This is a genomic window from Streptomyces sp. NPDC055243 (assembly GCF_044544025.1).
Classification (GTDB): domain Bacteria; phylum Actinomycetota; class Actinomycetes; order Streptomycetales; family Streptomycetaceae; genus Streptomyces.
The window spans coordinates 162841-180131 of sequence record NZ_JBITWR010000008.1; the positions used below are offsets into that span (position 1 = coordinate 162841).

Below are 17291 nucleotides of genomic sequence, written 5' to 3' on the forward strand. Positions count from 1 at the left end.
ACCTTCCTCGATACGGCACGTTTCGTTTTCTGGAATTCCCGCCGCGTACGAGAGCGGTGCGGGGGCCACAAGAACGAGCCGAAGCGAAAGAAAATCTGGCCTGCACTTAATTCGGTAGGGGCGCAGGCAACGAAAGGTGGCGATACGAGTGCGGAATACGGGACTCAGACGGACGGAGCCGCACGAGAGCCCCTCATCCACGGAAAAGAAACTGCGGGTGTTGCTGGTCCTGTGGCAACCGAGGTTGGCGACACTGTCAGGCGGGAACGATGTTCTCGGCCGTCGGGCCCTTCTGGCTCTGGGCGATGTCGAAGGTAACCTTCTGCCCCTCGAGCAGCTCACGGAAGCCGTCGGCGGCGATGTTCGAGAAGTGGGCGAACACGTCGACCCCACTCTCATCCTGCTCGATAAACCCGAAACCCTTTGCCGCGTTGAACCATTTCACGGTGCCAGATGCCATGCCATATCTCCTTTGGGGCAGTACGCCGCTATTCGCTAGCACGAATACCGGGTCGCCGCGATGATGCCCCTTCCGGAAGCAACCGGAAATAGAAAAACGCTCCCGACGGCTGACAATACCGTCGAAGGCGCTTTAAATTCGGGTACCAAGACTGCAACTGTCATGGAGACTAGCACGCCCTAGTGACCGGCGTGTCTTGCGTAATTCAATTCCGCCCGTTACGGCAAAAACACTCCCGGCCCGGTGCGCTAAACCCTCACCCCGCGGCCGCAGTTATTGATCCATCAAGAGCAGAGCGTTTCGGGAAGGCCCCCTGCGCACCGCATAGAGGGGCCCTGGCGCCAATGGCACCAGGGCCCCGAAGGAACTGCTACACCATCCGTCGGCCCTGATACTGCGCCGACTTCCTGTTTCCGCCGACCCGACCGACGTGCTGCCGGGGGTGCGGGGATCGCGGTTGCTCGACCGGAGACCACCTCACTATCGATGTCCTGCGGTACCCGGACTCAAGACATCCGCCCGGGCGATCCTGATGGCGCTCGGCCCCTCCGTTCATCCCTCAGTGCTGAAACCATTTGCTTGGTACTGCCTACTACCGGTGATGCGTACTGCTGGTGATGCGTACTGCTTCACGGCGGCCCCTGATCACTGCGGGCCACCCGGTCCGGCCGTCAGTCCCGTCGCCGTCCTGCAACCGCTCTGGCTTCGAAACTCCACTGCCGTACCGCCCTGCGCACTGCAACTTCGGGTACTGCTGCCCGGCAGTTCGTCTCTGCCGGGCCTTGTTGTCTCTCTGGGCTACGAGAGAAACCATAACCACACGGCCACCCAATGTCTACTCCCGCCAACATAGTTTTCTGCGCGTTCGAGGGAGAGGTAATCGTCATCGAACAGCAGTTCAGCAGAGCCCGCTGCTGGCTCACCGGCCGCTGACGGCTGCGTGGGCCGCCTCGATGAACTCGTCCAGGCGGTCCCGGAAGCGCTGCTGTGCTTCGTCGAAGCGCTCCAGCGCCTGTGGGTCTTCCTGGGCAACACGCCACAGGGCCGAATTGGCCTCCGATGCTGCTTCCAGCACGCCGCGCGCAGCCTGGGCAACTGCCTCAGGACCCTCCAGCACGATGACGCGTACGCAGCGCATGAGCGGATCGAAGACGTCGCGCAGTTGCGTGCGCAGTTCCTCGATACGCGTCAGCCTGGCGGCCTGGTCGGCGAGTTGGACATACGCGTCGCCGACTCTCCAGTACAACTCGCCGGTGACGTGAGCCTGCTCCATCAGGTCCAGATAGGCGTTGCGCCGGCTGCTGCGCACACGGTCCCGGTACTGGACCTGAACCGACGTCTCCGCCTGCACCTTCGCCGCCCGCGCGTTCCCGATCGTGGTCACCCAACTCGCCATGACCGCCGTGCCGCCGGTGAAGACCGCAACCCATACCGCGCTGTCGACCACGACGCCCAGTTTCGACGAGCAGGTTCAGTCTGTCGAGGCCGCCTCAAGGCTGCCGGCCGCTTCCAACTGCTCTTCAGAAGCGCCCTGTTGGCGTGGCCGAGCGGCTCAGGGCCGGAAGGCCCGCGTCACTGCTCACCGAGGGGTGTCTGCCGGGCGAGGAACTCCTCGAACGCCGCCTTCTGCTTCGGGTCCATGAAGCCTTGGCGGACATGGCGGGCCTTCTCCTCGAGCCAGTGCGCCTCGCCGGGGTCCAGTAGCTCGGCGACCACCACGCCGTCGCGAGCAACCGCCGTGCGCCCTCCCACGCGACGGCGAAAGAGCGTGAAGGCGCCGAATTCCGCCGGGTGGGCCAGTTCCGGCTCCTGAGCCGCCGTTCCTTCCCCTTCCTCGACTTCCTCAGCGCCCCGGGCCGGGTAGGCGGTTGGGGCCCAGTGCTCCCAGAGCGCCAGCGTGGCCGCGGGCACCAGCACCGCGCGGTCCCCCTCTGTACGCCCCTCCCACAGGAACGTGACCGTGACGGGCTCGCCGACCGCCTCGGCCAACCCGAGCACCCGCTCCACCTCGTCGTTGATCGGGTAGCTCACCACTGCGTCGATCTGTATGCCCATGGCGCCCGAGGCTACTGGCCGCCACCGCCATGCCCGGGTCACGGCTTGGTGAGCGCGGGAGTCGCCTCGGTGCGCTGCGGCTGCTCCGTCTCCGGTGCGGGGTCGGGCTCGGGGCCCGTCCCGTGGTCCCGTTCGGGCTCGGGGATTCCGGTGCGCAGGACACGGTTGACGCGTGCGGTGTCCAGGACGCGTTCCCAGCGGGCGACGACCAGGGTGGCGACGCTGTTGCCGGCGAGGTTGGTCAGGGCGCGGCATTCGGACATGAACTTGTCGATGCCGAAGACGAGCATGATGCCGGCGGCCGGGACGGTTCCGACGGTGGACAAGGTGGCGGCCAGGGCGATGAATCCGGCGCCGGTGATGCCACCGGAGCCCTTGGAGGTCAGGATCATGACGGCGAGCAGCCCGAGTTGCTGACCGATGGTGAGAGGGGTGTCGGTGGCCTGGGCGATGTAGACGGCGGCCAGGGAGAGGTAGATGGAGCTGCCGTCGAGGTTGAAGGAGTATCCGGTCGGTACGGTCAGGCCGACGATGTCGCGGCGGACGCCGAGTCCTTCGAGCTTGGTCATGACGCGGGGCAGGACGCTCTCGGAGGACGAGGTGCCCAGGACGATGAGGAATTCCTCGCGCAGGTAGCGCAGCAGCCGAAAGATATTGATCTTCAGCAGGGCGAGGATGCCGCCGAGGACGACCACGACGAAGAACAGCGAGGTTCCGTAGAAGAGGCCGATGAGCCGGCCGAGGCTGGTGAGGGTCGAGATGCCGTACTTGCCGATGGTGTAGGCCATGGCGCCGAACGCGCCGACGGGGGCCGCGAGCATGATGTAGTGCAGGATCTTGAAGACGACCGTGCTCAGCCGGTTGATGCCGTCGACCAGCGGCGCCCCCACGGGCCCCACGGCTTTGAGGGCGATGCCGAACAGGACGGCGAAGAAGATGACTTGGAGGATGTTGCCCTCGGCGAACGCCCCCACGGCGCTGGAGGGCACGATGTCGGTGAGGAAGTGCCACCAGCTCTGGTTCTCGCCGTCTTTGACGTACTGAGCGGCGTCGCCGGACAGTTGGAGGTCGCCGGGGTGGGCATGGACCCCGGCGCCGGGCCGGAACAGGTTGACGGCGATCAGGCCGAGAGCGAGCGCGGCCAGGGTCCCGCCCTGGAAGTAGACCAGGGATTTCAGGCCGACCCGGCCGACGCGGCGCAGGCTGTCGACACCGCCGATGCCCGCGACGATCGTCAGGAAGACGATCGGCGTGATCAGCATTTTGATCGCGGAGACGAAGGTGGTGCCGACCGGTTCCAGGGCGACGCCCACGAAGGGCCACAGCCAGCCGGTCAGGATGCCCGCCACGATCGCGGTCAGCACCCAGAAGTACAGCTGCCGGTACCAGGGCTTGGCCGGTGCTGAGGGCGGGGACGTGCTGGGGGTGGTGGATGCGGTTGCTGCCATGGCGTTTCTCCTCGTCGAGGAACGTGGATGCAGCCGGGACGCGGGGCGGCCTGCCGGGGCGGGGTCGTCCGCGCGGCCCCGGGCCGTGCGCGGGTCGTGTCAGGTCAGAGGAGTTCGAGGAGCTTCTCGGTGAACTCGGTGGTGGTGGCGCTGCCGCCGAGGTCGGGGGTGCGTACGTCGGTCTTGGCGAGCACCGCCGCGATCGCGTCGGTGATGTCCTGGGCCGCTGCGCCGTGGCCCAGGTGGTCGAGCATCATGGCGGCCGACCAGATCGCGCCCAGCGGGTTGGCGATGCCGCGGCCCGCGATGTCCGGGGCGGAGCCGTGGACCGGCTCGAACATCGAGGGGTGCTCGCGCTCCGGGTTGAGGTTGGCGGCGGGCGCGATCCCGATGGAGCCGGCCACGGCGGCGGCCAGGTCGCTGAGGATGTCGCCGAAGAGGTTGGAGGCGACCACCACGTCGAAGCGGGCCGGTTCGAGGACGAACTTGGCGGCCAGCGCGTCGATGTGCTCCTGGTCCCAGGTCACCCGCGGGTGGTCGGCGCCGCGCTCGGCGACCAGCTCGTCCCAGAACGGCAGGGTGTGCACGATGCCGTTGGACTTGGTGGCGGAGGTGAGTCTCCCGCCGCGCCGCGCGGCCAGGTCGAAGGCGTAGTCGAGGACGCGGGTGACTCCGGCGCGGGTGAACACGGCCTCCTGGACGGCCATTTCCTCCGGGAAGCCCCGGTTGAGCCGGCCACCGATCTCGCTGTACTCGCCCTCGACGTTCTCGCGTACGACGACGAAGTCGACCTCGCCCGGTGCGGCGGCGCGCAGCGGGCTGTCGACGCCCTCGAAGACGCGGATGGGGCGGAGGTTGACGTACTGGCGAAAGCCCCGCCGGATCGGGATCAGCAGCCCCCACAAGGAGACGTGGTCGGGCACGCCCGGGTAGCCGACCGCGCCGAGCAGGATGGCGTCCTTGTCTCGCAGTTGGTCGAGGCCGTCCTCGGGCATCATCGCGCCCTGCCGGAGGTAGCGTTCGCACGACCAGTCGTAGGAGGTGTAGGAGAAGTCGAGGCCGTGTCGGGCGCCCACGGCGCCGAGAACCTGCTGGGCGGGCGGCAGGACCTCGGCCCCTATGCCGTCGCCGGGGATGAGTGCGATGTGGTGGTGGGTCATGGCCTGATTGCAGCAATCAGGCCTCGGCGCCGTCCAAGACGCTCTGCCGATCTGCCTTATAGGGCATGCCTATGAGTGCTCGGCCGGGGCGAGTGCGCAGGTCAAGAAGGCCCGTGCGGCGGGCGATTGCTCGGCACGGCGGCTGACCAGGGCGATCTGTAGCGTCGTCTTCGGCTCGATGTCCAGCACCAGGGCGCCGGCCCGCTCGGCCATCGTGCGCCAGGAGTCGGTCACCACCGCGAGCCCGACTCGCGCGAGCACCAGCGGCAGGATCGCCACCCGGTGCTCGGTCTCCGCCGCGATCGCGAAGGCGATGCCCCGCTCGCGCAGTCCGTCGACATACGCGCGCATCCCCGTACCGCGCTGCCCGACGATCAGCCGCTGCCCGGCCAGCTCCTCGCAGGCCACCGCTCGGCCCGCCGGGAACGGCCCGTCGGGCGGGGTGACCAGCACGAAACGCTGCTCCCCCACGGCGTGCGCCGTCACCTCCTTCTCGGCCACCGGACCAGAGGTCGCAAGCAGTCCCAGCTCGGCGGCGCCCGTACGCACCATGTCGATCACATCGCGCGAGGTGAAGGCCGCCCGGATGTTCACCGACACCCCCGGATACCGGCCGCTGAATCCGCGGACCATGGTGGTCAGCGGCTCCACCGCCTGCGAGGGCATGGCCGCGATGTCCAGGCGTCCCTCGCGCAGTTCGTGCACGGCGGCAACGCTGGCGCGGGCCGTCTCCAGACTGCGCACGGCCGCCCGCGCGGGCTCGATCAGCGCCGTACCCGCCTCGGTGAGCACCGCCCGACGGCCGATCCGGTGGAACAGACTGCTGCCCAGATCCCGCTCCAGCGCCTGGACGGCCTGGGACAGCGAAGGCTGCGAGAGGTACAGGGCCGATGCCGCCCGGTTGAAACCCCCGTGATCCACGATCGCGAGGAAGTACTCCAGCTGCCGGATATCCATGACCACCATCCTCGCTGCCCGCGCAGCGCATGGCGTGGTACGCCGGTGGGGTCTTCGGGGCGTCTTCCTGGTGCGCGGCACCCTTCCCCTGCACAAAACTGGCTTTCGATATAGGTTTTCCTACTCAATGCAGCGAGCCCTGATGCCACCGCTCGCGCCGTTCCGGCTGTCTGCTGGCGGAGCCTCAGCGGGCAGCCCCACCGAAGGACGACCAGTGAGCCATCTTCCTTCCCTGTCCACCGCCCCAGGCCGTCCTGAACGGCACTACGCGCTCGGTGGCCGTCGTGACTTCGGGGCGGGGGAAAGCACATGACGACGCCCGCGGAGCTGCTCCGTTCCTTCGCCCGCACCCGGGCCTCGCTCGACGGCGAGGAGGTCACGTACTGGTGGTCCGGAGACGTGTACTCCTGGGCCCCCGACGAGCCCTACCAGCGCGTCTTCGGCTTCGAAGGGCTCAACGTCGCCCGCCTCGTCCAGGACCCCGGCAACGGCCCTGACGCCTACCAACTGCTCACCCGCGAGGCCGCCTTCTACCTGGACCCCGTCACGCGCGAGATCCTGGCCACCTGGCAGGACCTGCCGGTGGTGCACATATGGAACGACCCGGCGAACCAGAAATGGCGCCCCTTCCCGATCCCGACGACCGATCTCGGCGAACAGGTCTGCTTCAGCCTGGAGATCCCCCTCGCCTATCCCTCGCCGCTGCCGGTGGCGCAGTACCCCGTGCACTCGGCCGGCGACACGTACAAGGCCCTGGAGCTCTTCCAGTTCTTCGCCGACCGCGCCGATCTGGCGGGACCCGCACCCAGCGTTCCGGCCACCATGTCGTGGACCCGGATGTCGCAGTGGCTCCCGTGGATGGCCCGCGGCCAGCGGCCCGGCGGGCTCACCTACCACTGCCGGGGTCGCAAGCTCGGCGCGTACGCCGAGGTCCCCGAGCGCACCCGTGCCTACATCGCCGACCACCACCCGCAGTTCGCCCGCGCCCCGGAGAAGTGGAGCGAGCCGAACGAGACCAGCTGGACCTATTTCCGCAAGCTCCACCCGCCGCAGCAGCCGGACTGAACACCCGTCGAGGAGCGGGCCGAGGCGCCTCAGCCGGGGCTGGAGCGGCCGTGCCGCCAGTAGCCGAAGAAGGCGATGTCCGGCTTCGGCACGCCCCGGTCGCGTACGAGGTGCCGGCGCACCCCGGTGGCCAGGCCGGACTCCCCCGCGACCCAGGTGTAGGAGCGGCCCTGGGGCAGAGCCGCTCCCTGGACCGCGTCGAGTGCGAGCCTGCCGGGGAGATCGGCGGAGCCGTCCCGGGCCAGCCAGTGCACACGGACGCCCTCGGGGGCGACGATGTCCTTGCGGACGTCCGCCGTCTCGGGCACCTCCAGGAAGACCTCCGCGACCAGGGAGGCGGGCGCGTCCTCAAGGATGGCAAGGACCGCGGGCACGGCGCTCTCGTCCGCGACGAGCACCTGTCCTTCCGCGTCGGCCGGCGGGAGGTAGGTGCGGCCCATGTCGAAGATGCCCGCCGGGTCGCCGGGGCGGGCGCCGAGAACCCAGGCGCACGCGGGGGTGTCACCGTGCAGGGCGAACTCGATGTCCAGCTCGCCCCGTTCGGGCCGCACCCGGCGAATGGTGTAGTTGCGCACCCGGGGCCTGCGGGACTTCGGAAGGAGCAGCACCTGAGCCATCCACGCCTCACTGGAGAGGGTGGGCATCGTGAGGCCGCTCTGGCCCGCGCGGGGGAAGAACAGCCGCACGGCCTGGTCGAAGCCGGTCGGCAGCAGATGCTCCAGTTCGGGGCCGCCGAGCGTAACGGTGGTGAAATTGGGGGTCGTCCGGGTCGTCCGGCGCACTTCCAGCGTGATCATGCGCCGGGACGTGGGCGACTGCACCTTGGGCAGCATGTTCGCGGTGCCTTTCAGAGATCGAGGATGATCCGGGAGGACAGCGCCCGGGACACGCAGGCATACATCCGGCCCTCTGGGGCGCCGATGTCGTCCCGGTGCTCGGGGGTGCCGCCCAGGACGGCGACTTCGCAGCTGCCGCAGACCCCTTCGCGGCACCCGGAGGGCAGGGGGTGCCCGGCGTGGGCCAGGGCGTCAAGGAGCGACGCGTCGGCGGGCACGGTGACGGTGTCCCCGGAGCGGGCGCAGAGCGCCTGGAACTCCGTGTCGGGACCGAAGGCCTTGGCCACCGGCTGGAACCGCTCGGCACGCAACTGCTGGGAGGAGAAGGCCTCTTCGGCCGCCGCCAGCAGGGTCGCGGGACCGCAGCAGTAGACCAGGGTGTCGGCCTCCAGCGTGGCGGCGAGGGCGTCGAGGTCCGGTCTGCCCTGCCGTTTGGTCTCCACGATCCGTACCCGGTCCCCGTCCCCGTGGGCGCGGCGCAGCTCGTCGGCGAAGGGCATGCTCTCCACCGACGGCCCCAGGTAGAGCAGGGTCGCGGGGAGTTCGGCGGCCACCGCCGCGTGCAGCATCGGCAGCAGGGGTGTGATCCCGATCCCGCCGGCGAGGAACAGGTACCGCGGTGCGGGGACGAGCGGGAAGTGGTTGCGCGGCAGGGAGACGTCCAGGGCGCGGCCCGGGCGCAGGAACCGGTGCACGTACTCCGAGCCGCCCCGGCTGAGCGGGTCGTAGCGGACGGCGACGCGGTAGGCGTCCCGGTCTGCGGGGTCCCCGCACAACGAGTACTGCCGGGTCAGCCAGTTGGGCAGGGACAGGTCGATGTGGGCGCCGGGGTCCCAGGCGGCCAGCTCCCCGGCGGTGGCGCGCAGGGTCAGGGCGACGACGTCGTCGGCGGCCCGGTCGATGCGGTCGACGACGGTCTGTTGCATCGGTGATCGAAGTGTCGGCCGCATCGGCGATTCCTGTGTCAGCTGCATCGGTGTTCCCCTCTGTCGGCCGGTGCGGCCGGGTCAGTAGAGCTTGCGGTAGCCGTCCTCGAGGGTCCGTTCGAGCAGCCCCACGTCCACGTCGGCACCGAACTGCGCGGCCGCGATCTCGCCCATCGACGGCATCCCCTCGGCGAGCGCCCGGCTGTCGGGATCCCACAGCCGCGAGCGGATCAGCGCCCGCCCGCAGTGGAAGTACGCCTCGGCCACCTCGACGACGATCGCCAGCTCCGGCTCCTTGGCCTCGGTGCGCATCCGGACCAGCACATCGGGCTCGTCGGTGACGTAGCCACTGCCGTTGACCCGCAGGACCTCGCGCATGCCGGGGATCAGGAAGCACAGTCCGATGCCGTCGTTCTCGGCGAGGTTGCGGAAGGAGTCGGCGATCTTGTTGCCGGGGCGGTCGGGCAGGGCCAGGGTGTGCTCGTCGAGGACCTTCACGAAGCCCGGGTAGTCGCCGCGGGGCGAGCAGTCGGCGCGTCCGGCCGCGTCCGCCGTCGCCATCGTCAGGAACGGCGAGTGGGCGATGAAGTGACGGAAGTAGTCGTCGATACGGTCCTTCAGCTTCGCCCTGACCATGTGCTCGGGCGGCCCGAGCCGGGCAAGGACCTCCTCCGGGGAGACCCGTCGAGGGCGCGTGAGGGCATGCGTCATGGCATTTTCCTTAGGCAGGCTTCGGTTTCCTCAAGCAGGGATCGGCGCACGACCACGGGCGCTCGGCCCCGCATCGCCGCAGTTCATGGCACTATTGTGAGCAATTACTCGCGTCGTGCGCTACTCGCTTTCACGGCCCGCCGCAGGAGGTGCCATGACGTCCGACCGCCGCGGACTTCAGCCACGTAAACAGCCCCGTCAGGTCCGGGCAGAGCTGACCCGCCAGCGCATCCTCGATGCCGCTGCTCGCGTTTTCGCCGAGTACGGCTACGCGGCGGGGACCACCAACCGGATCGCCGAGCGGGCCGGGGTGTCGATCGGGTCGCTGTACCAGTACTACCCGAACAAGGACGCGATCCTGGTCGAGCTGCTGACCCGGCACCTCGACGCCGGAATGGCCGCCGCCCCACTGGACCAGGACGATCTGCTCCCGGAGTCCATCGAGGGCATCATGCGCTTCTACGTGCGCGGCGCGATCGAGAACCACCGCGACGACCCGCAGTTGCTGCGCGTGATGATGGAGCAGGGCCCCCGCGCACCGGAGTTGCTGGAGCGGATCGCCCAGGACGAGCTGAGGTGGATCGCCTACACCCGCAAGCTGCTCGGGAAGCATCCGGAGGTGCGGGTCACGGACGTCGACGTCGCCGCCCGGCTCGTCGTGTCCACGGTGGAGATGGTGGTGCACCGGGTGATGGCAGGACCGGGCCAGGTCGAGGTCGCCCGGTTCGAGGAGGAACTCGTCACCATGCTCACCCGCTATCTGACGGGGTGTCCGGCTGCGGCACCTGGCGGCTGAGCGCGCCCCCAGCCACGCGGCCGGTGGTTCTGCCGCACGGCGGGGCGAGTTGACGCACCGTCAAGTAGAGGCGTCCGTACGCCGTGACCGGCGATCCTGTCCGGACGCGAAGGCGAGGATGTCGCGGGCCGCTTCGCGCAGGCTGCCGAAGTGGCGATGCACGCCGTCCACCGCCACGGGGCTGTTGACGCCCCACACCGTCATCCCGGCACGCAGCCCGGACTCCACTCCGGAGGGGGCGTCCTCGATGACCAGGCAGTTCTCCGGTGCGGCACCGAGCCGTGCCGCCGCCTGCAGATACGGCGCCGGCGACGGCTTGCCCTCCTCCACCGCGGCCGCGTCCACGACAACGTCCGGGACGGTCAGGCCGGTCCGTACGAAGCGGCCACGCACCCGGTGTTCGTAGTTCGACGTCACCAGCGCCCAGGACCCGGGCCGCAGAGCACTCAGCAGCTCCGAGGCACCGTCGAAGGCCGCATAGACGCCGGATCGGACGTCCTCGTCCTCCAGCTCGTGCAGCGCGGCCAGACACTCCCGGGGGTCCCGGTCCGGCGCGACCTGCGCGAAGGTCTCCATCGGCCTCGTCCGCAGCGCCACCCGGTAGACCTCACCGGAGTCCAGACCGTGGCGCTCAGCCCACGTTCGCCACACCAGGCGCTGATTGTCCACGGCATCGATCAACGTGCCATCGACATCGAACAGCACACACCGCGTCGCACCGCACCGGCCAGGTTCACTGATCACGCTTCGATCATGCCACCAGCCCCTGGCCCGGCCCCTGCCCGCACTGCCTGGATTCTTCGGACCGATCCCTCTTGGCCCTGCGGTGTCGCCAGCCCGAACCGGGGGCATGCATAGTCGCGCAACGGCACGCTGGGCGAGGAGCAAGGCATGCGGCGGCGGTCTCAGGCCCGCACGGGCGCGGGCGTCTCCGGTCTGCTGGCTGCCCTGACGGTGCTCATGGGCCCGGTGACGAACTACGCCAGCAGCTCCGTGCCCGCGTGGGCCGACGAGGCCTGGGTGATCTGGCCGGCCTTCGCCGGGTTGGCCGTGCTCAGCATCGGCTTGACGTGGTTCGGCCAGCGGCTGGGAGGCGCGGAGCCCCCGCCCACCGCGCCGCCTTCCTCACCTCCCCTTGCCATGACGCGTCCCGTGTCCCTGCGGCCCCCGCATGTCGAGACGGAGCGGATGCACGGCCGGCAGAGGGACCTGGACCGTCTCACCTCCATGCTCCGCAAGCCCAACGGACGCTTCGCCGTGCTCTGCGCAGGAGGCGGCATCGGGAAGACGACGGTGGCCGCGATGCTGTGTGCCCACGCGGCGGACATGGGGTACGAGCGCTTCTGGATACGGTGGCAGGGCCTGGAGCACCTGCAGGCACAGCTGACGCAGGTCGCCGAGGCCTGTGGGCTTCCCAACTCGCTCCTGGAACGGGCCCGGGCTGGCCATGACAGTGTGCCGGACGTCTTCTGGCTTCACATGGCCCGCACCCGCAAGTGGCTGCTCGTCATCGACAACATCGACGATCCCGGCCCGATCGTTCCGGACACCGAACAACTCAGTGACTACCGCGGTTGGATCCGGCCCTACGGCGGCGGCCTCCTCCTCGTCACGAGCCGTGACACGAGCCAGGACCTCTGGGGATCGGCAGCCGAACTGATGAGACTTCGCCCGTTGACCACACCGGCAGGAGGACAGGTACTTCTCGACCTGGCTCCCCAGGCAGGCACGTTGGCCGAGGCCAAGGAGCTCGCCGCCCGTTTGGGAGGGCTCCCCCTCGCGCTGCGGGCAGCAGGCCGCTACCTGACCGAGCAGACCAGCCGCTACCGCACGTTCACCGAGTACCAGCAGGCGCTGGACCAGGATCTGGCTCCCTTGCTCGGCCCGGAGCACCCTGATGCGACCGACCCGGAGACAGCCCGTGTCCTGGTCCGCTACACCTGGGAGATCTCCCTCGACCAGCTCGCCGCGGACCGCAGACCGCTCGCCCGGCCCGTCCTGCGGCTGCTGTCGCTGTTCGCGGACGCACCCATTCCGCGGCCCCTGATCGTCGGGGACTTCGTCCAGGCGGCCGTCGGCGAGACCGTCACCGAAGGAGCCCTCGACGAGGCCCTGGCCGGCCTCCGCCGCTACGACCTCCTGCAGACCACGGAGATTCCCCTCGCCGACGATGTCGCCGCCTCATGCCTCGTCCTGCATCCGCTGGTGCGCGAAGTCAACGCCTACATCCTGTCCGTGACGACGCCGGACGTCGCCGAGTGGCGCATGCAGGTCGCCAGGCATCTGATGTCGCAGGCCCGGGAACTGTCGGAAGCCTCGCAGTCCTCATGGGACCGCGCCCGGCTCATCGCACCTCACCTTGCGCTCGTCGCCGAGCTCGGCACAGACGGCTCCATTCCACTGCCCGAAGCCCGGGACGCACTGGAGAATCTCGCCGCGCTCCTCAGCGACGCAGGCGCTCATCCGCTTCAACTCGCTCTGCGGCGCAGCGCGCACGCCATGGCACGACAGGTGCTGGGAGCCGACCACCCGGACACCTTGGAGTGCCTCGGCAAGCACGCTCGCGCGCTACGCGCCATGGGGGACTACAGCGCGGCCGTCGACCAGCACAGGGAGGTCCTTGCCGCACGTACCCGCGTGCTGGGCCCCAGTCACCTCGACACGATCTCCAGCCGTCATCACCTCGCACGGGCCCTGCGGTACCTGGGTCGTCACGCCGAGAGCGCCGACCTGGCCAGGGACACCTCCCGTGCCCTGAACAGCAGACTCGGCCCGGACCATCCCGAGACCTTGGCCAGCCGTGATGTGCTGGCCCTGGCCCTGGACAGCCTGGGAAGCCCCGGAGAAGCGGCCGAGATCCACACCGAGGTGGCGGAGATCCGCACACGGGTGCTGGGGCCCGCTCATCCTCGTACGATCTCCAGCCTCAACCACCTGGCCGACTCGCTGAATCGCCTCGGCGCTCACCCCCAGGCCGCTCGTCTCGCGCGCGAGACGGTGCGGACGGCACACCAGGCCCTCGGCCCTGACCACCCCCGAACCTTGAACGGCCGCCATGCGCTCGCCACGGCCCTGTACGGGCTTGGTGAGTTCGGAGAAGCGGTTCGAATTCACCAGGACGTACTCCAGGCAAGGACACGCATCCTGGACGCCGAACATCCCGAAGCCGTCGAAAGCCGCGATGCGCTCGAACGCTCACTGGCCGCGCTGCGCGGTACGGGTCGTTGAAGTCGCCGTTCCCCTAGGGCAGTTCGCATGGCCGGCCGTTTCGGCGGCGGGCGCCGCGGCTGTCTAGTCGCGATCCGGGCCTGGCTCGGCCGTGCCGCCTGCGGTCGGTTCGCCTGTCGTGTGCAGGATCTCGCGGGCCTGCTCGGCGGCGCGGGCGATGCCTTCGGAGACGAAGTCGAGAAAACGGGCGACGTTCTCGAGGCGGCCGGCGGCCGGAGTGTCGGGGCCGAGGACACCGACGCCCTGCCGTGCGATCTTGACGATGTCGGCGGTGGAGCGGGCACTGGCCATCATCGACTGGTACCAGATGTCGTCGTCGACGACGTAGCGATCACGGCGGCGCTCGTCACGTTCCCGGCGCACGAAGCCCTGGCTCTCGAGGAACGCGATCGCCTTGGAGATGGACGGCGGGCTCACCTGGAGGCGCTGGACGAGTTCGGACGCGGTGAGGCTGCCGGAGTCGGTCAGGGTGAGGCAGGACATCACCCGCGCCATCATCTTCGGCATGCCCGACGCTATGAGGACTGTGGTGAACACCTCCTCGTACTCGCGCACCGCCTCGGCGTCACGCCCATGGGCCTGCGGGAGCGCCTCCGAGTTTCGGGGCGCGGCCTGCTTGCGCCGGTGGGCGCGGCGTTCGGTGGCCCGGTGGGCCAAGTCGGCGCGGTAGGCGGTGGGACCGCCGTTGCGCATCACCTCACGCGTGACCGTCGAAGTGGGGCGGTCGAGACTTCGGGCGATCTCCGCGTAGGCGAGGCCGTCGGCCACGCCCAGCGCGATCTGCTGGCGTTCCTGCTGGGTGAGCCTGCCTCCCGGCATCGCGGTCTCCTTGATGGTTCTTCGATGGTTCTTCGTTGTTCCCTATGCCGCGAGCATAGCGTTCACTCGCAATCCATTGCAATGATCGCGCGTCAAATGTTGCATTAGATTCCAGCTCATCGCAACGATTTACGTGCTCTGACCTGCTGTAATGCTGTTCATGCGCAACGACTCTGTTGTCTGAACCGTGAAGGCAACGTAGCTTTTCCGTTGTCGGAAACACCGAGCCGACATCGGCAAGACAACAGAGGAGAACACGATGCAGAAGTTCGACACCCCCGCCCCGGTCGCCACCGTCCTGGACATCCCCGCGGGGCTCATCCGGCTCATCGCCGCCGACCGCAGCGACACCACCGTCGAGGTCCTGCCCGCCGACGCCGCCAAGGGCCGCGACGTCAAGGCCGCCGAGCAGACCACCGTCGCGTACGCCGACGGCGTCCTGACCATCACCGGCGCACCGGCCAACAACCAGCTCCTGGGCGCCGCCGGCAACGTCGAGGTGACCGTCCAGCTGCCCGCCGGCTCCCAGGTCCAGGCCACGGCCGCCGCCGCCGAACTCCGCGGCGTGGGACGCCTTGGCGAGGTCGCCTTCGACGGCGCCCAGGGCACCGTCAAGCTCGACGAGGCCGCCGGCGCCCGCCTGACCCTCCAGTCCGGCGACATCACCGTCGGCCGCCTCAACGGCCCCGCACGGCTCAGCACCCAGAAGGGCGACCTGACCATCACCGAGGCCACCCGCGGCGAGGTCACCCTGCGCACCGAACACGGCGCGATCACCGTCGACGCCGCCCGCGGCGTCTCCGCCGCCCTGGACGCCGGCACCCCCTACGGCCGCATCCACAACACCCTCAAGAACACCGACGGCAACCCCGACCTCACCATTCACGCCACCACCTCCTACGGCAACATCACCGCCCGCAGCCTCTAACTCCCCAACGTCCTTGAACCGCAGCCCCTGAGGAGCACCCACCATGACGAACCTGGCCATCGCGGCGAACGGGCTGCGCAAGTCCTACGGGGACAAGGTCGTGCTCGACGGCATCGACCTGGCTGTCCCCGCGGGAACGGTCTTCGCGCTGCTCGGCCCGAACGGCGCCGGCAAGACCACCGCCGTCAAGATCCTCTCCACCCTGCTCTCCCCCGGCCCCGTCTCCGGCGAGATCCAGGTCGGCGGCCACGACCTCAGCACCGACCCGCAGGCGGTACGTGCCGCGATCGGCGTGACCGGGCAGTTCTCCGCCGTCGACGGCCTGATCACCGGCGAGGAGAACATGCTCCTCATGGCCGACCTGCACCACCTCCCCCGCGCCGAAGGGCGCCGGGTGGCAGCCGAGCTGCTGGAGCGCTTCGACCTCACCGAGGCCGCGAAGAAGCCCGCCTCCACCTACTCCGGCGGCATGAAGCGCCGCCTGGACATCGCCATGACCCTGGTCGGCAACCCACGCATCATCTTCCTCGACGAACCCACCACCGGCCTCGACCCGCGATCGCGCCACAACATGTGGAGCATCATCCGCGAACTCGTCGCCGACGGCGTCACCGTCTTCCTCACCACCCAATACCTCGAAGAAGCCGACGAACTCGCGGACCGCATCGCCGTCCTCAACGACGGCAAGATCGCCGCCGAAGGCACGGCAGAGGAACTGAAGCGCCTGATCCCCGGCGGCCACGTCCGCCTCCGCTTCACCGACCCGACCGCATACCAAGCCGCCGCATCCACCCTCCAAGGAACCGCCCGCGACGACGAAGCGATGTCACTCCAGATCCCCAGCGACGGCACCCAACGGGAACTGCGCTCCATCCTCGACTGGCTCGACTCGAAGGACATCGAGGCCGACGAACTGACCGTGCACACCCCCGACCTCGACGACGTCTTCTTCGCCCTGACCGCCGACTCCACCCCCCAGCCCGGACTGCCCGGCCTGCCCAGCCAGCCCAAGGAGACTGCCCGATGAGTGCCCTCTCTCTCGCCGTCCGCGATTCGTCCACGATGCTGCGCCGCAACCTCCTGCACGCCCGGCGCTACCCGTCCCTGACGCTGAACCTGCTGCTCACGCCGATCATGTTGTTGCTGCTCTTCGTCTACCTCTTCGGCGACGTGATGAGCGCCGGCATCGGTGGCGGCGGCGCCGATCGCGCCGAATACATCGCCTACATCATCCCGGGCATCCTGCTGATGACCATCGGCGGCACCGTCGTCGGAACCGCGGTCTCGGTCTCCACCGACATGACCGAAGGCATCATCGCCCGCTTCCGCACCATGGCCATCCACCGCGGCTCCGTCCTTATCGGACACGTCATCGGCAGCGTGCTGCAGTGCATCGCCAGCGTCGTCCTGGTCGGCGCCGTCGGCGTGGCCATCGGCTTCCGCTCCACCGACGCCGCCGCCCTGGAATGGCTGGCCGCCTTCGGACTGCTCGTCCTCTTCGCCTCCGCCCTCACCTGGGTCGCGGTCGGCATGGGCCTGGTCAGCCCGAACGCCGAGGCCGCCAGCAACAACGCCATGCCGATGATCCTGCTGCCCCTCTTCTCCAGCGCCTTCGTCCCCGTCACCTCCATGCCCGGCTGGTTCCAGCCCGTCGCCGAATACCAGCCCTTCACCCCGACCATCGAAACCCTGCGCGGCCTGCTGCTCGGCACCGAGATCGGGCACAACGGCTGGCTCGCCGTCGCCTGGTGCATCGGCCTCGCGGTACTCGGCTACTTCTGGTCGACCTCAAAGTTCAACAGCGACCCGAAGTAACCGCCATGACAGCGCGGGCCATGTCCCGCCACTCGTCCCGCCACTCGTCCCGCCCCAGGGCGGCGTACTCCGACACCGTCTCGGAGC

17 protein-coding genes are annotated in these 17291 nt (G+C 69.1%); 6 read left to right on the forward strand and 11 right to left on the reverse strand.

Annotated features, from left to right (window positions below; genetic code table 11):
• Window positions 1-256: 256 nt before the first annotated feature.
• The 6 genes from ACIGXX_RS23930 to ACIGXX_RS23955 form a co-directional block, all read right to left on the reverse strand.
• Window positions 257-460, reverse strand: coding sequence for a cold-shock protein (locus ACIGXX_RS23930; RefSeq protein ID WP_361473889.1), 204 nt, complete (start codon window positions 458-460; stop codon window positions 257-259).
• Window positions 461-1379: 919 nt separating this feature from the next.
• On the reverse strand, window positions 1380-1907 hold the full coding sequence (locus tag ACIGXX_RS23935) for a hypothetical protein (protein ID WP_351168242.1): 528 nt from the start codon (window positions 1905-1907) through the stop codon (window positions 1380-1382).
• Window positions 1908-2032: 125 nt separating this feature from the next.
• The gene (locus tag ACIGXX_RS23940; RefSeq protein WP_399978551.1) at window positions 2033-2515 is read right to left on the reverse strand and encodes a hypothetical protein; all 483 of its coding nucleotides are present in this window, start codon (window positions 2513-2515) and stop codon (window positions 2033-2035) included.
• A 38-nt stretch (window positions 2516-2553) separates the two neighbouring features.
• The gene (dctA, locus tag ACIGXX_RS23945; RefSeq protein WP_399978554.1) at window positions 2554-3963 is read right to left on the reverse strand and encodes a C4-dicarboxylate transporter DctA; all 1410 of its coding nucleotides are present in this window, start codon (window positions 3961-3963) and stop codon (window positions 2554-2556) included.
• A gap of 104 nt (window positions 3964-4067) precedes the next feature.
• A complete protein-coding gene (locus ACIGXX_RS23950) occupies window positions 4068-5123 on the reverse strand; it encodes a tartrate dehydrogenase (RefSeq protein WP_399978557.1) in 1056 nt (351 codons plus the stop codon).
• 69 nt (window positions 5124-5192) lie between these two features.
• On the reverse strand, window positions 5193-6080 hold the full coding sequence (locus ACIGXX_RS23955) for a LysR substrate-binding domain-containing protein (RefSeq protein ID WP_361473875.1): 888 nt from the start codon (window positions 6078-6080) through the stop codon (window positions 5193-5195).
• Between the two features lie 309 nt (window positions 6081-6389).
• On the opposite strand from ACIGXX_RS23955, the gene ACIGXX_RS23960 reads away from it, so the two are divergent.
• Window positions 6390-7145, forward strand: coding sequence for a DUF1838 family protein (locus ACIGXX_RS23960; RefSeq protein WP_366464930.1), 756 nt, complete (start codon window positions 6390-6392; stop codon window positions 7143-7145).
• Between the two features lie 29 nt (window positions 7146-7174).
• On the opposite strand, the gene ACIGXX_RS23965 is transcribed toward ACIGXX_RS23960, so the two are convergent.
• The 3 genes from ACIGXX_RS23965 to ACIGXX_RS23975 form a co-directional block, all read right to left on the reverse strand.
• Window positions 7175-7978, reverse strand: a complete 804-nt coding sequence (locus tag ACIGXX_RS23965) for a siderophore-interacting protein (RefSeq protein WP_361473871.1) — start codon at window positions 7976-7978, stop codon at window positions 7175-7177.
• A 14-nt stretch (window positions 7979-7992) separates the two neighbouring features.
• The gene (locus ACIGXX_RS23970; protein ID WP_399978563.1) at window positions 7993-8907 is read right to left on the reverse strand and encodes a PDR/VanB family oxidoreductase; all 915 of its coding nucleotides are present in this window, start codon (window positions 8905-8907) and stop codon (window positions 7993-7995) included.
• Window positions 8908-8988: 81 nt separating this feature from the next.
• Window positions 8989-9618 (reverse strand): MSMEG_1061 family FMN-dependent PPOX-type flavoprotein, encoded by a 630-nt coding sequence (locus tag ACIGXX_RS23975; RefSeq protein WP_399978565.1) that lies wholly within the window; start codon window positions 9616-9618, stop codon window positions 8989-8991.
• Window positions 9619-9772: 154 nt separating this feature from the next.
• Here ACIGXX_RS23975 and ACIGXX_RS23980 point away from each other — a divergent pair, with 154 nt between their 5' ends.
• Entirely contained in the window at window positions 9773-10414 is a 642-nt protein-coding gene (locus ACIGXX_RS23980; RefSeq protein WP_361473862.1) for a TetR/AcrR family transcriptional regulator, read from the forward strand.
• 60 nt (window positions 10415-10474) lie between these two features.
• Here ACIGXX_RS23980 and ACIGXX_RS23985 read toward each other — a convergent pair whose 3' ends face one another.
• Window positions 10475-11158 carry an HAD family hydrolase gene (locus tag ACIGXX_RS23985; RefSeq protein WP_399978568.1) on the reverse strand — a complete coding sequence of 228 codons (684 nt, stop codon included), beginning with the start codon at window positions 11156-11158 and terminating at the stop codon, window positions 10475-10477.
• 147 nt (window positions 11159-11305) lie between these two features.
• Here ACIGXX_RS23985 and ACIGXX_RS23990 point away from each other — a divergent pair, with 147 nt between their 5' ends.
• The gene (locus ACIGXX_RS23990) at window positions 11306-13642 is read left to right on the forward strand and encodes a tetratricopeptide repeat protein (RefSeq protein ID WP_351168264.1); all 2337 of its coding nucleotides are present in this window, start codon (window positions 11306-11308) and stop codon (window positions 13640-13642) included.
• A gap of 63 nt (window positions 13643-13705) precedes the next feature.
• On the opposite strand, the gene ACIGXX_RS23995 is transcribed toward ACIGXX_RS23990, so the two are convergent.
• Window positions 13706-14461: a helix-turn-helix domain-containing protein gene (locus tag ACIGXX_RS23995; RefSeq protein WP_351168266.1), complete on the reverse strand. Its 756-nt coding sequence runs from the start codon at window positions 14459-14461 to the stop codon at window positions 13706-13708.
• A 259-nt stretch (window positions 14462-14720) separates the two neighbouring features.
• Between ACIGXX_RS23995 and ACIGXX_RS24000 the strand changes: the two genes are divergently transcribed.
• Genes ACIGXX_RS24000 through ACIGXX_RS24010 form a run of 3 tightly spaced genes read left to right on the forward strand, consistent with a single transcriptional unit; the run spans window position 14721 to window position 17204 of the window.
• On the forward strand, window positions 14721-15389 hold the full coding sequence (locus tag ACIGXX_RS24000) for a DUF4097 family beta strand repeat-containing protein (protein WP_399978572.1): 669 nt from the start codon (window positions 14721-14723) through the stop codon (window positions 15387-15389).
• A 43-nt stretch (window positions 15390-15432) separates the two neighbouring features.
• Window positions 15433-16416 carry an ATP-binding cassette domain-containing protein gene (locus tag ACIGXX_RS24005; RefSeq protein ID WP_399978575.1) on the forward strand — a complete coding sequence of 328 codons (984 nt, stop codon included), beginning with the start codon at window positions 15433-15435 and terminating at the stop codon, window positions 16414-16416.
• Window positions 16413-17204: an ABC transporter permease gene (locus ACIGXX_RS24010; protein ID WP_351166243.1), complete on the forward strand. Its 792-nt coding sequence runs from the start codon at window positions 16413-16415 to the stop codon at window positions 17202-17204. The genes ACIGXX_RS24005 and ACIGXX_RS24010 overlap by 4 nt, the downstream gene beginning before the upstream one ends.
• The last annotated feature ends 87 nt before the right edge of the window (window positions 17205-17291 follow it).

Coding starts and splice junctions, on each gene's coding strand:
- ACIGXX_RS23930 (WP_361473889.1), bottom strand. CDS start 460: ATGGCATCTGGCACCGTGAAATGGTTCAACGCGGCAAAGGGTTTCGGG.
- ACIGXX_RS23940 (WP_399978551.1), bottom strand. CDS start 2,515: ATGGGCATACAGATCGACGCAGTGGTGAGCTACCCGATCAACGACGAG.
- dctA (WP_399978554.1), bottom strand. CDS start 3,963: ATGGCAGCAACCGCATCCACCACCCCCAGCACGTCCCCGCCCTCAGCA.
- ACIGXX_RS23950 (WP_399978557.1), bottom strand. CDS start 5,123: ATGACCCACCACCACATCGCACTCATCCCCGGCGACGGCATAGGGGCC.
- ACIGXX_RS23955 (WP_361473875.1), bottom strand. CDS start 6,080: ATGGATATCCGGCAGCTGGAGTACTTCCTCGCGATCGTGGATCACGGG.
- ACIGXX_RS23960 (WP_366464930.1), top strand. CDS start 6,390: ATGACGACGCCCGCGGAGCTGCTCCGTTCCTTCGCCCGCACCCGGGCC.
- ACIGXX_RS23965 (WP_361473871.1), bottom strand. CDS start 7,978: ATGCTGCCCAAGGTGCAGTCGCCCACGTCCCGGCGCATGATCACGCTG.
- ACIGXX_RS23970 (WP_399978563.1), bottom strand. CDS start 8,907: ATGCAACAGACCGTCGTCGACCGCATCGACCGGGCCGCCGACGACGTC.
- ACIGXX_RS23975 (WP_399978565.1), bottom strand. CDS start 9,618: ATGACGCATGCCCTCACGCGCCCTCGACGGGTCTCCCCGGAGGAGGTC.
- ACIGXX_RS23980 (WP_361473862.1), top strand. CDS start 9,773: ATGACGTCCGACCGCCGCGGACTTCAGCCACGTAAACAGCCCCGTCAG.
- ACIGXX_RS23990 (WP_351168264.1), top strand. CDS start 11,306: ATGCGGCGGCGGTCTCAGGCCCGCACGGGCGCGGGCGTCTCCGGTCTG.
- ACIGXX_RS23995 (WP_351168266.1), bottom strand. CDS start 14,461: ATGCCGGGAGGCAGGCTCACCCAGCAGGAACGCCAGCAGATCGCGCTG.
- ACIGXX_RS24000 (WP_399978572.1), top strand. CDS start 14,721: ATGCAGAAGTTCGACACCCCCGCCCCGGTCGCCACCGTCCTGGACATC.
- ACIGXX_RS24005 (WP_399978575.1), top strand. CDS start 15,433: ATGACGAACCTGGCCATCGCGGCGAACGGGCTGCGCAAGTCCTACGGG.
- ACIGXX_RS24010 (WP_351166243.1), top strand. CDS start 16,413: ATGAGTGCCCTCTCTCTCGCCGTCCGCGATTCGTCCACGATGCTGCGC.